Raw genomic sequence first — 15,390 nt, forward strand, 5'->3', positions numbered from 1 at the left:
CGCCAACATTGTGCCCGGCCGGTACGACACTTCCGCCGGGCACCGCCGCAACCCCACCGCTCCGGCCGAGGCCCCGGTGCCGGACTCCTCACGCACGGCCAGGTCCGGCCACACACGGCCCGCGGCGAGGAACAGCGGAAGCCGCTCAGTGCGCCAGACAGTTCACCCTCTCCCGGACCAGATCGATCTCGACCACGTCCGGGAAGCGCAACTGCGACCAGAAGCGGCCCGGCTCGCAGTCCAGCTCGTACCGGCCGGCCATCCAGACCGTCGGGGCGAGTCCGTGCGTACCGATGATCAGGGTGCATCCCCGGGCCGCCGCGTCCGCGGCGTGCCGCACCACCGCGGCGCCGAACCGGGCGATCACCGATTCCTGCGGTTCCCAGCCGTCCGGGCAGGCGCCACCGGCGTAGGCGAGGGCCGCCGCCCGGTATTCCTGTTCGTCGGCGAACCACACGTGCGGCCGGTGCACCTCGGCGAGATCGGGATCGGTGACCAGCCGCTGCGCCCCGGCGATCTCCTGCATGGTCTGGGCGGCCTTCGGCTCGGTGCTGGTCACGTAGTGGGCGGGGTGGGTGACGTGCAGCCGCAGCAGGCGCGCGGCGACGCGGCTGTCCCAGGCCAGGGACCATCGCTCGGCCGGGACGTCGGGGTCGACCGCCGGCATCGCGTGCCGGACGATGATCACCCGCTCGCCCTGGACAGCCGTCATCGCCGAGGAGGAACCGCCGGAACCGCCCATGATGGTCATGGGAACAAACACGCAAACGACCTCCGTGCGGATCACGGCGGCCGGAAAGCGAACCGGCGCCGCCCGCGTGGGACGGCGCCGGTCAGCGATGCTCTTCTCGTCAGGAAGCGGCGTTCTTCAGGTCCTGGGCCCGCTCCGTGCTCTCCCACTTGAGGTCCGCAAGCTCCCGGCCGAAGTGCCCGTAGGCGGCCGTCTGCGCATAGATCGGGCGCAGCAGGTCCAGGTCGCGGATGATCGCCGCGGGCCGCAGGTCGAAGACCTCGTTGATGGCCTTCTCGATGCGCTCGACCGGCACGTTCTCGGTGCCGAAGGTCTCCACGAACAGCGACACCGGGTGCGCCTTGCCGATCGCGTAGGCCACCTGGGTCTCGCACCGCTCGGCGAGGCCGGCCGCCACGACGTTCTTGGCGACCCAGCGCATCGCGTACGCCGCGGAGCGGTCCACCTTGGACGGGTCCTTGCCGGAGAACGCGCCGCCGCCGTGCCGGGCGTAACCGCCGTAGGTGTCCACGATGATCTTGCGACCGGTGAGGCCGGCGTCGCCCATCGGGCCGCCGATCTCGAAGCGCCCGGTCGGGTTCACCAGCAGCCGGTAGCCCTCGGTGTCGATGCCGAGGCCCTCCAGCTCGGGGGCGATCACGTGCTCGCGGATGTCCGGGGTCAGCAGCGATTCGAGGGAGATGTCCGCGGCGTGCTGCGACGAGACGACGACCGTGTCGAGGCGGACCGGGCGCAGACCGTCGTACTCGATGGTGACCTGGGTCTTGCCGTCCGGGCGCAGGTAGGGGATCGTGCCGTCCTTGCGCGCGGCGGACAGCCGGCGGGCCAGGCGGTGCGCGAGCGCGATCGGCAGCGGCATCAGCTCGGGCGTCTCCGAGCAGGCGAAGCCGAACATCATGCCCTGGTCGCCGGCGCCCTGCGAGTCGAGAACGTGGTCGGAGTCGCCCTCGCGCAGCTCGATGGCGCTGTCGACGCCCTGGGCGATGTCCGGCGACTGCGAGCCGATGGAGACGCTGACGCCGCAGGACGCGCCGTCGAAGCCCTTCTTCGACGAGTCGTAACCGATCTTCAGGATCGTGTCACGGACGATGCTGGGGATGTCGGCGTACGCCTGCGTGGTGACCTCGCCCGCGACGTGCACCTGGCCGGTGGTGATGAGGGTCTCCACCGCGACGCGGCTGCGCGGGTCCTGGGCGAGCAGGGCGTCGAGAATGCCGTCGCTGATCTGGTCAGCGATCTTGTCCGGGTGGCCTTCCGTGACCGACTCGGAGGTGAACAGGCGGCGTGCCACGGTGCTCCTCAGATTTGTCGAATACAACGTAACGCGGAAGTGTAGTCAGCCCCGCTGAGCGTCTCGGACCTGGGCATCCAGGCGTGCCACGACGTGGTCGAAAATCCTATCCGCCACATCGTCTTTCGGGAGTTCGCCGAGTGCCGCGGTGGCACCGTCGGCGCCCAGCAGCGTGACCGTGTTCCGATCTTGGCCGAACACCAGGTCCGGACCCACCTCGTTAACGACGATCAGGTCCGCACGTTTCTTCACCAGCTTGGCACGCGCGTGCTCGAGCGCGTCGTGAGTCTCCGCGGCGAAGGCCACGAGCAGCTGCCCGGGACGTTTGGCGGCACCCAGTTCGGCCGCGATGTCCGGATTGGTGGTGAGAACGATCGGCGCCGGCGTACCGTCGTCGGTCTTCTTGATCTTCTGCTCCGCGATCGACTGCGGCCGGAAGTCGGCCGGCGCCGCGGCCATCACCACCACGTCCGCCGAGGCGGCCGCCTCGACCGTCGCCTTGCGCAGCTCCTCGGTGGTGCCGACCCGCACGATGTCGGCGCCCGCCGGGTCGGCCAGCGAGACGTTGGCCGCGATCAGCGTCACCCGGGCGCCTCGCGCCAGCGCGGCCCGGGCGAGCGCGTAGCCCTGCTTGCCGGACGACCGGTTCCCCAGGAAACGCACCGGGTCGAGCGGCTCCCGCGTGCCACCGGCGGTCACCACCACCTGACGATCAACAAGATCAAGATCAGCACCCCGCCGGTGTACGCGCATCGCGTACTCGAAGATCGCGGCCGGGTCCGGGAGCCGCCCCTTGCCGGTGTCCCGCCCGGTGAGCCGGCCCACGGCGGGCTCGATCACGATCGCCCCGCGGGAGCGCAGCGTCGCGACGTTGGCCCGGGTGGCCGGGTTCTCCCACATCTCGGTGTGCATGGCCGGCGCGTACACGATCGGGCAGGTAGCCGTGAGCAGCGTGTTGGTCAGCAGATCGTCGGCGATGCCGTGCGCCGCCTTGGCCAGCAGGTCCGCGGTCGCCGGTGCCACCACGACCAGTTCCGCCGCCCGGCCGATCCGCACGTGCGGCACCTCGTGCACGCCGGCCCACACCTCGGTGGCCACCGGCCGGCCGGAGAGCGCGGCCCAGGTCGGCTCCCCCACGAACTTCAGCGCGGACGCCGTCGGCACCACCCGCACCGCGTGCCCCGACTCGGTGAACAGGCGCAGCAACTCACAGGCCTTGTAGGCGGCGATCCCGCCACCGACGCCCAGGACGACTTCGGCCACCGACTCACCCTCCGTGATCACAGGACCTCAGATAACAATTGATCCCGCGCCCACAATGTGGACACGGGATCAGGAAGTGCAGCTGAAACCTTACGGGTTGTCCGTGGCCTCGGCGGTGAGGAGACCGGCGTTGATCTCACGCATCGCGATCGAGAGCGGCTTCTCCTGCGGCGTGGTCTCGACCAGCGGCCCCACGTATTCGAGGAGACCCTCACCCAGCTGGCTGTAGTAGGCGTTGACCTGGCGGGCGCGCTTGGCCGCGAAGATCACCAGCGAGTACTTCGACGAGGTCTTGTCCAGCAGCTCGTCGATCGGCGGATTGGTGATGCCCTCGGGGTTCGCGATGGTTCCCACTGTGGTGAATTCCTTAATACTCGACAGAGGCTAATGCTCGACAGCTGATGTTGGCGTCAAATATGACGAACCGAGCAAGCCTACCAGCTCGTCAGCTGCCCTTTCGACGAAGTCGTTCACGACGGTGACGTCGAACTCCGCCTCAGCAGCCAGTTCTTCGTCCGCGTGGGCCAGCCGGCGGTTGATCGTCTCCTCGTCGTCGGTCCCGCGCCCGACGAGGCGGCGTTTCAGCTCCTCGACGCTGGGCGGGGCGAGGAAGACCAGGCGGGCCCCCGGCATCGCCGCCCGGACCTGCCGGGCGCCCTGAAGGTCGATCTTCAACAAAACGGGCCGGCCCTGTTGGAGCCAGCCCTCGACCTGCGCCCGGGGTGTGCCGTAGAGGTTGCCCGCGAACTCGGCCCACTCCAGCAACTGGTCACCGTCGATCAGGCGCTGGAAGTCGGACCTCGTGACGAAGTGGTAATGCTCCCCCTCGGTCTCATAGTCACGTTTCTTCCGGGTCGTCGCCGAAACGGACAGTCTGATCCAGGGCGAGCGCGCCCGGATCAGCTCGATCACACTGTCCTTGCCGACCCCGGAGGGGCCGGACAGAACGGTGAGGCGGGCTGCCGGGCGCGCGTCGTCATCCATGCTCACGGCTCATTCCTACACGAGCCGATGAGTCAGTTCGCAGCGAACTCCCCCAGGAGGGCCTTGCGCTGCTGGTCGCCGAGACCCCGGAGCCGGCGGCTCTCGGCGATCTTCAGCTTCTCCATGATCTGGGTCGCGCGGATCTTGCCGATGCCCGGCAGCGCCTGAAGCACGGCCGAGACCTTCAGCTTGCCGACGACCTCGTCAGCCTCCGCGCGGTCCAGCACGGCGGCGAGGGTGGTCTTCCCGGACTTGAGCTGTTCCTTGAGCTCAGCCCGAGCCTTGCGAACTTCCGCGGCCTTCTCCAGCGCAGCTTGGCGCTGTTCGGGGCTCAGTGACGGGAGCGGCACCAGTTCTCCTCAGGTCCCTTACGCGGCGGTAGCAATACCGGCGCTTCTGTGAAACGTGGTGTGCCAGGGAACCAAAGGGGCATGTGGTTCCCGGCGCCGGGAAAACTAGCGGTCAACGCCGGTTTCGGCAACGTGGGGGTACCCCGCGACCCGCGCCGCTAAGCAGGCTCTTTCACCCGAGCGCGGCTCGGCAGTCGTCAAGAACACGGCTCGTCGCGGCCCGCAGAGCGGTGATCTCCGGGCCCGCGGCGAGGACCTCGCGTGAGTACGAGGGCAACACGTTCCGCAGGCTTTCGCCGAAGACGGCGCGCAGGTCGGCGGGGGTGGCGCCCTGGGCTCCGAGGCCCGGCGAAAGCAGCGGACCGTTGATCTTGGACAGATCGTGACCGGTCTCGCCGATCGTCGCGCCGACCACGAGCCCGAGGCTTCCGAGCGGCGTCGCACCCGCGTTGACCTGCGCAATCTCGTCTACCACCGTTTGCGCCACAGTTTTTCCGGCGCTCGTGACGGCATGTTGGACGGTCGGGCCCTCGGGGTTGGAGGTGAGCGCGAGGACGAAGACTCCGCCCCCGTGAGCGGCCGCCAGATCGAATGCCGGTCGCAGCGAGCCGACTCCGAGATAGGGACTCACAGTAATCGCGTCGGCACACAGAGAACTCGCCGGATCCAGATAGGCGGACGCGTATGCGGCCATCGTCGAGCCGATGTCGCCACGTTTCACGTCGAGAATGACAAGCGCTCCGGCCTCTCGAGACTGTCGGATAGTTGACTCAAGAATCGCGATGCCACGTGACCCAAATCTCTCAAAAAAAGCGGACTGAGGCTTCAGAACGGCCACCCGATCGGCCAGCGCGTCGACCACCGTACGGGCGAAGCGTTCCAGGCCGGCGATGTCGTCGGAGAGGCCCCAGCGGGCGAGGAGAGCGGCATGCGGATCGATGCCGACACACAGCGGTCCCCGTTCCGCGACGGCCGCGTGAAGTCGTTCGCCGAAGGTCTCCATTGGCAATTCACCCTTCTGTGTCAGCCGGCCGCCACCGCGGCGGCCATTCCCGCGGTAATGCGGCCGACGTCCGCGTCGTCCGCCACGTACGGCGGCATCGTGTAGATCAGGTTCCGGAACGGCCGCAGCCAGACACCCTCGGCGACAGCCGCCTCGGTCGCCTGCCGCATCGGCACGTCATGGTCCAGCTCGACGACGCCGACGGCGCCGAGGACCCGCACGTCCGCGACCCCCGGCGCGGAGCGCAGCGGCGCCAGGCCGTCGTTCAACAGCTTCTCGATGCGGGGTACGCGTACGGCCCACGAGCCGTCCCGCAGCAGCCCCAGGGAGGCGTTCGCCACGGCACAGGCCAGCGGGTTGCCCATGAAGGTCGGGCCGTGCGCCAGGCCGCCGCCCTCCCCCGCCGAGATCGCCGCCGCCACCTCCGCCGTGCAGAGGGTGGCTGCCAGCGTCAGATATCCGCCGGTCAGCGCCTTGCCCAGGCACATGATGTCGGGGCTGATCCCGGCGTGGCCGGCACCGAAGAAGCGCCCGGTCCGGCCGAACCCGGTGGCGATCTCGTCCAGGATCAGGAAGATCCCGTGCGCCGCGGTCACCTCCCGCAGCACCCGCAGGTACTCCGGGTGGTGGAACCGCATCCCGCCGGCGCCCTGCACCACCGGCTCGACGATCACCGCCGCCAGCTCGTCCGCGTGCCGTTCCACCATCGCGGTCAGCTCGGCGGCATAGGCGGGGTCGTATCCCGCCGGTGGTGGCCCGGCGAAGACCTGGGCGGGCAGCACCCCGGTCCAGAGCGCGTGCATGCCGCCGACCGGGTCGCAGACGCTCATCGGGTGGAACGTGTCGCCGTGGTACCCGCCGCGCCAGGTGCCCAGCCGCCGCCGGCCGGGACGCCCTCGGGCCCGCTGGGCCTGCAGAGCCATCTTGATCGCCACCTCGACGCCGACCGAGCCGGAGTCGCAGAGGAAGACATGCTCGAGCCCGGGCGGGGTCAGCTCGACGAGCGTGGTGGCCAGCGTGACGGCCGGCTCGTGGGTGAGCCCGCCGAACATCACATGGCTCATCCGGCCGGCCTGGTCGGCCAGGGCGGCGTCCAGCACCGGGTGCCGATAGCCGTGGATCGCCGCCCACCACGACGACATCCCGTCGACCAGCTCACGGCCGTCCGCCAGCCGCAACCGGACCCCCTCGGCGCTCGTCACCAGATAGGGGTCGCTGCGCCCGGGTATCGGCCCGTACGGGTGCCACACGTGCGCCCGGTCGAGCGCGAGCAGCTCGCGCTCGACCGCGCTCATCGCGCCCCGGCGCTCAACGGGCGCCGGCCCGCACCACGACCTTCGCCCACCCCGCGGCGGCCCGCGCCGGGCCCGGCTCTCATCGCGCCCGGTGCGAACGGATCGGCCGGGCGCTGCGGGCGACCGCCCGCACCAGGTCCGGGCCCCGATAGATGAAGCCGCTGTAGAGCTGCACCAGCGTGGCGCCGGCGTCGAGCATCCGGCGCGCGTCGTCGGCCGACATGATGCCGCCCACCCCGATGATCGGCAGGCGGCCGCCGGTCTCGTCGTGCACGAACCGGACCACCTCGCGGGACCGCTCGGTGAGCGGCTTGCCGGAGAGCCCGCCGGCCTCGCCGGCCAGGTGCTGGTCGGCCGGGTCGAGCCCGTCCCGGGCCAGCGTGGTGTTGGTGGCGATCAGACCGGCCGCGCCGTGCTCCAGGCAGACCTCCAAGAGGTCGGCGATGGCCGGCTCGGTCAGGTCCGGGGCGATCTTCACGAGCACCGGCACCGGGCCGTTCAGCGCCTTCAGCAGGGCCCCGATGGAGTCCTTGTCCTGCAGGGTGCGCAGGCCCGGCGTGTTCGGCGAGGAGACGTTGACCGCGATGTAATCCGCGTACGGGTGCAGCAGCCGGTAGGACGTCAGGTAGTCGTCCACGGCCTCGTCCAGCGGGGTCACCTTGGACTTGCCGAGGGAGACGCCGAGCGGGACCGGCAGCGGGCCGAGGGCGGCCAGGCGCTCGGCCAGGGCGGCCGCGCCCTCGTTGTTGAAGCCCATCCGGTTGATGATCGCTTCGCTGTCCCGGAGCCGGAACAGCCGCGGCCGGTCGTTGCCCGGCTGCGGCTTGGCGGTCACCGTGCCCACCTCGACGAAGCCGAACCCGAGGGCCGGCCAGGCGGGCAGCGCGACGCCGTTCTTGTCCATGCCCGCGGCCAGGCCGACCCGGTTCGGGAACCGGACCCCGAACGCGTCGACCGGCGCGGAGAACGCATAGCGGCGGCGCAGGGCGGCCAGGGCGGGCGACGGCAGGGCGGCGAGCCGCTTCAGCGTCCACTCGTGGGCGTGCTCGGCGTCGCCGCCGCCCAGCCGGAACAGAGCCGGCCGGACGGCGTCAGCAAACAGGTTCACAGTGCTGTCCTCGGCATGCTCTCCTGGCCCTCGCCTGCGAGGCCGTCGCGCAGTGCGGCCGGCTGCCGCTCGGTGCAGTCGATCATGCCGACCCACCCCGGAGGGCCTTGTGCATCTCCTGCAGCGGCCGGACCGTCATGTCACCGCGCATCAGCGCCTCGATGCCCATCACCGCAGCGGCCGCACCGGGGACCGTGGTGATGCTCGGGACGTCCGCGGTGACCGCGGCGCTGCGGATCTCGTACCCGTCCAGGCGGGCGCTCGCGCCGGAGCCCTGCGGGGTGTTGATGATCAGCGCGATCTCGCCGGCCAGGATCAGCTCCACCGCGTTCTTGCGGGACGGGTCCTCGTAGTGCTTGGGTACGACCTCGCAGTCGATGCCGTACCGGCGCAGCACCTCACCGGTGCCCGCGGTGGTGACGATCGTGAAGCCCAGGTCGGCGAGCCGCTTCACCGGGAAGATCATCGACCGCTTGTCCCGGTTCGCCACCGACACGAAGACCTTGCCGCTGGTGGGCAGCGAGCCGTACGCGGCCGCCTGCGACTTGGCGAACGCCTGGCCGTACCCGGCGTCGATGCCCATCACCTCGCCGGTCGACTTCATCTCCGGGCTGAGCAGGTTGTCCACGCTCTTGCCGGCCGGCGTGCGGAACCGCTTGAACGGCAGCACCGCCTCCTTGATCGCGATCGGCGCGTTCGGCGGGGTGATCCCGCCGTCGCCGGTGGGCAGCAGCATGCCCTCGGCCCGCAGCTCGGCGATGGTGGCGCCGAGCGCGATCCGGGCGGCCGCCTTGGCCAGCGGCACCGCCGTGGCCTTGGAGACGAACGGCACCGTGCGCGACGCCCGCGGGTTCGCCTCCAGCACGTACAGCGTCTCGTCCTTCAGCGCGTACTGGACGTTGAGCAGGCCGCGCACCCCGACACCGCGGGCGATCGCCTCGGTGTAGCGGCGCACCTCGGCCAGGTGCGAGGCGGCCAGGTTGATCGGCGGCAGCGAGCAGGCCGAGTCGCCGGAGTGGATGCCGGCCTCCTCGATGTGCTCCATGACGCCGCCCATGTAGACCTCGCCCTCGCCGTCGCAGAGCGCGTCCACGTCGATCTCGATGGCGTCGTCCAGGAACCGGTCGACCAGCACCGGGTGATCCGGCGAGATCTCGGTGGCCCGCTCGATGTAGCCCCGCAGCGTGTCCTCGTCGTAGACGATCTCCATGCCCCGGCCGCCGAGCACGTACGACGGGCGGACCAGCACCGGGTAGCCGATCGAGTCGGCGATCGTCTTGGCGTCGGCGAAGCTGACCGCGGTGCCGTGGTCGGGCGAGCGCAGCCCGGCCCGCTCCAGCACCGCCCCGAACTGGCCGCGGTCCTCGGCCAGGTCGATCGACTCGGGCGAGGTTCCGACGATCGGCACACCGGCCGCCTTGAGCCGGTTGGCCAGGCCGAGCGGGGTCTGCCCGCCGAGCTGGACGATCACGCCGACCACGCCCGGCCCGCCGGCCGCCTTGCCGGAGCCGTCCTCGGCGTGGAAGACCTCCAGGACGTCCTCGAAGGTGAGCGGCTCGAAATAGAGACGGTCCGCGGTGTCGTAGTCGGTGGAGACCGTCTCCGGGTTGCAGTTGACCATCACGGTCTCGTAGCCCGCGCCCCGCAACGCCTGAACGGCGTGCACACACGAGTAGTCGAACTCGATGCCCTGGCCGATCCGGTTCGGCCCCGAGCCCAGGATGATCACCTTGGGCCGGTCGCTCGGCGCGACCTCGGTCTCGGAGTCGTACGACGAGTAGTGGTACGGCGTGGTCGCCTCGAACTCGGCGGCGCACGTGTCCACGGTCTTGTAGACGGGCCGGATGCCGAGGCGGTGCCGCAGTGCGCGTACCCCGTCCTCGCCGGAGAGCTCGGGGCGCAGCGCCGCGAGTTGCGCGTCGGAGAGCCCGGACCGCTTCGCCCGGCGCAGCAACTCCTCGTCCAGGGACGGGGCCGCCAGGATCTCGGCGCGCAGCTCGACCAGGGCCTGGATCTCGTCCAGGAACCACGGGTCGATCCGCCCGCTCGCCTCGTGCACCTGCTCGACGGTGGCGCCGAGCCGCAGCGCCGCCTCGACCGTGTAGAGCCGGCCGTCGTGCGGGACCCGCAGCGCCTCCAGCGCCTCGTCGACGTCGTCGAAGGCCGGCGCGGTCCAGAACCCGGCGGCCTTGGTCTCCATCGAGCGCATCGCCTTGTTCAGCGCCTCGGCGAAGTTGCGGCCCAGGCTCATCGCCTCGCCCACCGACTTCATCGTGGTGGTGAGCTCCTTGTCCGCGCCCGGGAACTTCTCGAACGCGAACCGCGGGATCTTGACGACCACGTAGTCCAGGGCGGGTTCGAAGGCGGCCGGCGTCTTGAGCGTGATGTCGTTCGGGATCTCGTCGAGGGTGTAGCCGATGGCCAGCTTCGCGGCGATCTTGGCGATCGGGAAGCCGGTGGCCTTCGAGGCCAGCGCCGAGGACCGGGACACCCGCGGGTTCATCTCGATGACGATGAGGCGGCCGTTGTCCGGGTTGATCGCGAACTGGATGTTGCAGCCGCCGGTCTCCACGCCGACCTCGCGCAGCACCGCGATGCCGAGGTCACGCAGCCGCTGGTACTCCCGGTCGGTGAGCGTCATGGCCGGGGCGACGGTGACGCTGTCGCCGGTGTGCACGCCCATCGGATCGATGTTCTCGATCGAGCAGACCACCACGACGTTGTCGTTCTTGTCGCGCATCAGCTCGAGCTCGTACTCCTTCCAGCCGAGCACGCTCTCCTCGATGAGCACCTCGTGCACCGGGGAGGCGGCCAGGCCGGCGCCGGCGATCCGCTCCAGGTCCTCGCTGGTGTGCGCCATGCCGGAGCCCAGGCCACCCATGGTGAACGAGGGGCGGATGACGACCGGCAGGCCGATCTCGGCGACCGTCTCGTGGACCTCGTCCATCGAGTGGCAGACCCGCGACCGCGGGGTCTCCCCGCCGGCTTTGGCCACGATGTCCTTGAAGAGCTGGCGATCCTCGCCCTTGCGGATGGCGTCGATGTTGGCGCCGATCAGCTCCACGCCGTACTTCTCCAGCACGCCGCTCTCGTGCAGGGCGACCGCGGTGTTCAGCGCCGTCTGCCCGCCCAGGGTCGGCAGGATCGCGTCCGGGCGCTCCTTGGCGATGACCAGCTCGACGAACTCGGGGGTGATCGGCTCGATGTAGGTGGCGTCCGCGAACTCCGGGTCGGTCATGATCGTGGCCGGGTTGGAGTTGACCAGCGAGACGCGCAGCCCCTCGGCGCGCAGCACCCGGCAGGCCTGGGTGCCGGAGTAGTCGAACTCGCAGGCCTGGCCGATGACGATCGGGCCGGACCCGATCACCATGACGTGCTTGAGATCCTCACGTTTCGGCATGTGCTCAGCCCTTCTTTTCCACGAGCTCCACGAACCGGTCAAAGAGGTAGTCCGCGTCGTGCGGGCCGGCGGCGGCCTCGGGGTGGTACTGGACGGTGAAGGCGGGCACGTCGATGCCCCGCAGCCCCTCGACCACGTTGTCGTTCAGGCAGACGTGCGAGACCTCGACACCGCCGAAGTCCGTGTCGATCACGGTGTTCAGCGGGGCGTCCACCGCGAAACCGTGGTTGTGGCTGGTCACCTCGACCTTGCCGGTGATCTTGTCGAGCACCGGCTGGTTGATGCCGCGATGGCCGTACCCCAGCTTGTAGGTCCCGAAGCCCAGCGCACGGCCGAGGATCTGGCTGCCGAAGCAGATCCCGAACAGCGGCACCTGCCGGCGCATCACCTCCCGGGCCAGCCCCACCGGGCCGTCCGCGGTCGCCGGGTCACCCGGGCCGGGCGAGAAGAACACCGCGTCCGGGCTCGCCTTCAGCAGGTCCTCGATCGTCGAGGAGGCCGGGAAGATGTGCGTGGTCACGCCGCGCTCGGCGAGCCGCCGGGCGACGTTGCGCTTGATGCCCAGGTCGAGCGCGGCGACCGTGTAACGGTGCTCGCCGGCCGCCTCGACGGTGTAGAGCGACTTCGTGGTGACCTGCGCGGAGAGGTCGGCGCCGAGCATCTGCGGGCTGGTGCGCACCCGCTCCAGCAGCGACTGCGGGTCCAGGTCGACGCTGGACACGCCGACCCGCATGGCACCCCGCTCGCGCAGGTGCCGGGTCAGCGCCCGGGTGTCGATGCCGCTGATGCCGACCACGCCCTCGGCGGCCAGGCGCTCGCCCAGGTCACCCTTCGAGCGCCAGTTGGACGGGCGGCGGGCCGGGTCGCGGACGACATATCCGGCGACCCAGATCCGGTCCGATTCGTCGTCCTCGTCGTTGACGCCGGTGTTGCCGATCTGCGGCGCGGTCTGCACCACGACCTGCTTGTGGAACGACGGGTCGGTCAGCGTCTCCTGATAGCCGGTCATGCCGGTGGTGAACACCGCCTCGCCGAACGTCTCACCCACCGCGCCGTAAGAGCTTCCGATAAAAGTGCGCCCGTCCTCGAGCACGAGGATCGCCTTCGTCATTTGACTGCCTTCCCGTCCAGAACCGTCGCTTCGCCCCGCAGGAAGGTCGCGACGATGCGACCGGGCAGGGTCATACCCGCGTACGGCGTGTTGCGGCTGCGGCTCGCCAGCTCGGCCGGGTCGACCACCCGGCGGGCGGACGGATCCACCAGCGTGAGGTTGGCCGGCGAACCGGCCGTCAGCGTGCCACCGTGCCCGGCCAGCCCGGCGATGCGGGCCGGCGCGATCGACATCCGGTCCGCGATCAGATCCCACCGCTCACCGAAGACGCTGAGCACGATCGGCAGCGCGGTTTCCAGACCCAGCATGCCGGGACGCGCGTACGACCATTCGCACTCCTTGTCCTGCACGGCGTGCGGGGCGTGGTCGGTGGCCACCACGTCGATGACCCCGTCCAGCAGCGCCTGACGGAGGGCTTCGACGTCGTTGCGCGTACGCAGCGGTGGGTTGACCTTGAAGACCGGGTCGTATCCGGCCGCCAGCTCGTCGGTGAGCAGCAGGTGATGGGGGGTGACCTCGGCGGTCACGCGGACACCCCGCGCCTTGGCCTGGCGCAGCACCTCGACCGACCCGGCGGTGGAGACGTGGCAGACGTGCAGGCGGCTGCCGACGTGCTCGGCCAGCAGCACGTCCCGGGCGATGATCGCCTCCTCGGCCACCGCGGGCCACCCGGTCAGGCCGAGCCGCGTGCTGACCTCGCCCTCGTGCATCTGCGCGCCCTCGGTGAGGCGCGGCTCCTCGGCGTGCTGGGCGATGACGCCGTCGAACGCCTTCACGTACTCCAGGGCCCGGCGCATCAGCTTCGGGTCGGCGACGCAGAAGCCGTCGTCGGAGAAGATCCGCACATTGGCGGCGGAGGTGGCCATCGCGCCCAGCTCGGCCATCTGCTTGCCGGCCAGCCCGACCGTCACCGCGCCGATCGGCTGCACGTCGACCAGGCCCGCCTCCCGGCCCAGCCGCCAGACCTGCTCGACCACACCCGCGGTGTCGGCGACCGGCGAGGTGTTCGCCATCGCGCAGACCGCTGTGTAGCCGCCGAGCGCGGCCGCCCGCGAGCCGGTCTCCACCGTCTCGGCGTCCTCCCGGCCGGGCTCCCGCAGGTGGGTGTGCACGTCGACCAGGCCGGGCAGGGCCACCAGGCCGGCCGCGTCGATCACCTCGGCGCCGGTGCCGGCGCCCTCCGCGATCATCCCGTCCCTGATCACCAGGTCCGTCGGCGCGGCGCCGAGGATCGAGACGCCCTTGAGCAGGTACGCCATCACTTGCCTCCCAGAAGCAGATAGAGGACGGCCATCCGGACGCTGACGCCGTTGGCGACCTGTTCGACGATCGTGGAGCGGGGCGAGTCGGCCACCTCGGGCGCGATCTCCATCCCCCGGTTCATCGGACCCGGGTGCATGACGATCGCGTGCTCCGGCAGCCGGCGCATGCGCGGCATGTCCAGGCCGTAGCGGCGGCTGTACTCGCGGGCCGACGGGAAGTACGAGTCCTGCATGCGCTCGGTCTGCACGCGCAGCATCATCACCACGTCGCTGTCGGGAAGGACGTCGTCCAGGTCGTACGACACCTGGGTCTTCTCGGACAGCGCGGCAGCGACGTCCAGGGGGATCAAGGTCGGCGGGCCGACCAGCGTGACGTGCGCGCCCAGCGTGGTGAGCAGCAGGACGTTGGAACGGGCCACCCGGCTGTGCAGGACATCACCCACGATCGCGACCCGCAGGCCGTCGAGGCGACCCAGGCGCGAACGCATCGTGTAGGCGTCGAGCAGCGCCTGGGTGGGGTGCTCGTGGGTGCCGTCGCCGGCGTTGACCACCGAGCCGTCCACCCAGTTGGCCAGCCGGTGCGGGGCGCCGCTCGCCGAGTGCCGGATCACGACCGCGTCCGCGCCCATCGCCTGCAGCGTGAGCGCGGTGTCCTTGAGGCTCTCACCCTTGGAGACGCTGGAACCCTTGGCGGAGAAGTTGATGACGTCCGCGGAGAGCCGCTTGGCGGCCGCCTCGAAGGAGATCCGGGTCCGGGTGGAGTCCTCGTAGAAGAGGTTGACCACGGTGCGGCCGCGCAGCGCCGGCAGCTTCTTGACCTCGCGACCGGAGAGCGACGCCATCTCGGCGGCGGTGTCCAGGATCAGCGTGGCGGTGGCGGCGTCCAGGTCGGCGGCCGACCGCAGGTGCTTGATCACTGGAGCCCTCCGATCAGCTTGACCTCGTCGGCGCCGTCCACCTCGGTGAGCGACACCTTGACGCTCTCGCTGAGGGCGGTCGGGATGTTCTTGCCGACGTAGTCGGCGCGGATCGGCAGCTGGCGGTGGCCCCGGTCGACCAGGACCGCGAGCTGCACCGAGCTGGGCCGGCCGACGTCGTTGAGCGCGTCCAGGGCGGCCCGCACGGAGCGGCCGGAATAGAGGACGTCGTCGACGAGGATCACCCGCAGGCCGTCGATGCCGCCGCCGGGCATCTCGGTCCGGCCGAGCGCGCGGGTGGCCCGCATCCGCAGATCGTCGCGGTAGAGCGTGATGTCCAGCGAGCCGACCGGCACCTCGACGCCCTCGAAGGCGTGGATGCGGGCGGCGAGGCGGTGCGCGAGCGGGACGCCCCGGGTCGGGATGCCGAGCAGCACGGTGCCGGTGGCGCCGGAGGTCTTCTCGAGAATCTGATGGGCGATCCGGTCGACGACCCGATGCAGGTCGGACTCCGCCAAAATGATCTTGCTAGGTGTGTCAGCGCGTGGTTGTGCCACGGCGGACCTCCTTCCCCGCCTCACGGGACGGGTCGTTAAAGGACGTCTTTCTCGGCCGATGCGGTGCTTCCCGGCCGATTCCTGACCGGGCCCCGGAA

General features: G+C 70.4%; 14 protein-coding genes. All 14 read right to left on the reverse strand.

Features of this window, described 5'->3' with window-relative positions; translation table 11 throughout:
* Window positions 1-145 precede the first annotated feature (145 nt).
* Window positions 146-763 (reverse strand): histidine phosphatase family protein, encoded by a 618-nt coding sequence (locus AC0NH5_RS15105; protein WP_474403971.1) that lies wholly within the window; start codon window positions 761-763, stop codon window positions 146-148.
* 88 nt (window positions 764-851) lie between these two features.
* Complete coding sequence (metK, locus tag AC0NH5_RS15110) at window positions 852-2,042, reverse strand: methionine adenosyltransferase (protein WP_474403973.1); 1,191 nt, start codon at window positions 2,040-2,042, stop codon at window positions 852-854.
* Between the two features lie 45 nt (window positions 2,043-2,087).
* Window positions 2,088-3,305: a bifunctional phosphopantothenoylcysteine decarboxylase/phosphopantothenate--cysteine ligase CoaBC gene (gene coaBC / locus AC0NH5_RS15115; protein WP_474403975.1), complete on the reverse strand. Its 1,218-nt coding sequence runs from the start codon at window positions 3,303-3,305 to the stop codon at window positions 2,088-2,090.
* 90 nt (window positions 3,306-3,395) lie between these two features.
* On the reverse strand, window positions 3,396-3,659 hold the full coding sequence (gene rpoZ, locus AC0NH5_RS15120) for a DNA-directed RNA polymerase subunit omega (RefSeq protein ID WP_015623990.1): 264 nt from the start codon (window positions 3,657-3,659) through the stop codon (window positions 3,396-3,398).
* A gap of 30 nt (window positions 3,660-3,689) precedes the next feature.
* Window positions 3,690-4,289 (reverse strand): guanylate kinase, encoded by a 600-nt coding sequence (gmk, locus tag AC0NH5_RS15125; RefSeq protein WP_474403977.1) that lies wholly within the window; start codon window positions 4,287-4,289, stop codon window positions 3,690-3,692.
* 32 nt (window positions 4,290-4,321) lie between these two features.
* A complete protein-coding gene (mihF, locus tag AC0NH5_RS15130) occupies window positions 4,322-4,639 on the reverse strand; it encodes an integration host factor, actinobacterial type (protein ID WP_014446317.1) in 318 nt (105 codons plus the stop codon).
* A 172-nt stretch (window positions 4,640-4,811) separates the two neighbouring features.
* Window positions 4,812-5,642: an orotidine-5'-phosphate decarboxylase gene (gene pyrF / locus AC0NH5_RS15135; RefSeq protein ID WP_474403979.1), complete on the reverse strand. Its 831-nt coding sequence runs from the start codon at window positions 5,640-5,642 to the stop codon at window positions 4,812-4,814.
* A 20-nt stretch (window positions 5,643-5,662) separates the two neighbouring features.
* Window positions 5,663-6,937: an adenosylmethionine--8-amino-7-oxononanoate transaminase gene (locus tag AC0NH5_RS15140; RefSeq protein WP_474403981.1), complete on the reverse strand. Its 1,275-nt coding sequence runs from the start codon at window positions 6,935-6,937 to the stop codon at window positions 5,663-5,665.
* A gap of 79 nt (window positions 6,938-7,016) precedes the next feature.
* On the reverse strand, window positions 7,017-8,045 hold the full coding sequence (locus AC0NH5_RS15145; protein ID WP_474403982.1) for a quinone-dependent dihydroorotate dehydrogenase: 1,029 nt from the start codon (window positions 8,043-8,045) through the stop codon (window positions 7,017-7,019).
* Window positions 8,046-8,127: 82 nt separating this feature from the next.
* Window positions 8,128-11,445 carry a carbamoyl-phosphate synthase large subunit gene (gene carB / locus AC0NH5_RS15150; protein ID WP_474403984.1) on the reverse strand — a complete coding sequence of 1,106 codons (3,318 nt, stop codon included), beginning with the start codon at window positions 11,443-11,445 and terminating at the stop codon, window positions 8,128-8,130.
* A 4-nt stretch (window positions 11,446-11,449) separates the two neighbouring features.
* Complete coding sequence (carA, locus tag AC0NH5_RS15155; protein ID WP_474403986.1) at window positions 11,450-12,556, reverse strand: glutamine-hydrolyzing carbamoyl-phosphate synthase small subunit; 1,107 nt, start codon at window positions 12,554-12,556, stop codon at window positions 11,450-11,452.
* The gene (locus tag AC0NH5_RS15160) at window positions 12,553-13,818 is read right to left on the reverse strand and encodes a dihydroorotase (RefSeq protein WP_474403987.1); all 1,266 of its coding nucleotides are present in this window, start codon (window positions 13,816-13,818) and stop codon (window positions 12,553-12,555) included. The genes carA and AC0NH5_RS15160 overlap by 4 nt, the downstream gene beginning before the upstream one ends.
* Window positions 13,815-14,735 (reverse strand): aspartate carbamoyltransferase catalytic subunit, encoded by a 921-nt coding sequence (locus tag AC0NH5_RS15165; RefSeq protein WP_474403989.1) that lies wholly within the window; start codon window positions 14,733-14,735, stop codon window positions 13,815-13,817. The genes AC0NH5_RS15160 and AC0NH5_RS15165 overlap by 4 nt, the downstream gene beginning before the upstream one ends.
* Complete coding sequence (gene pyrR, locus AC0NH5_RS15170; RefSeq protein WP_474403991.1) at window positions 14,732-15,316, reverse strand: bifunctional pyr operon transcriptional regulator/uracil phosphoribosyltransferase PyrR; 585 nt, start codon at window positions 15,314-15,316, stop codon at window positions 14,732-14,734. Before pyrR ends, AC0NH5_RS15165 begins: the two co-directional genes overlap by 4 nt.
* Window positions 15,317-15,390 lie beyond the last annotated feature (74 nt).

Source organism: Actinoplanes sp. 13 (genome assembly GCF_056134165.1).

What these genes read in the sequence shown, in the direction of transcription:
- gmk (WP_474403977.1), bottom strand. Translation starts at nt 4,289, where the DNA reads ATGGATGACGACGCGCGCCCGGCAGCCCGCCTCACCGTTCTGTCCGGC.
- pyrF (WP_474403979.1), bottom strand. Translation starts at nt 5,642, where the DNA reads ATGGAGACCTTCGGCGAACGACTTCACGCGGCCGTCGCGGAACGGGGA.
- AC0NH5_RS15140 (WP_474403981.1), bottom strand. Translation starts at nt 6,937, where the DNA reads ATGAGCGCGGTCGAGCGCGAGCTGCTCGCGCTCGACCGGGCGCACGTG.
- carB (WP_474403984.1), bottom strand. Translation starts at nt 11,445, where the DNA reads ATGCCGAAACGTGAGGATCTCAAGCACGTCATGGTGATCGGGTCCGGC.
- carA (WP_474403986.1), bottom strand. Translation starts at nt 12,556, where the DNA reads ATGACGAAGGCGATCCTCGTGCTCGAGGACGGGCGCACTTTTATCGGA.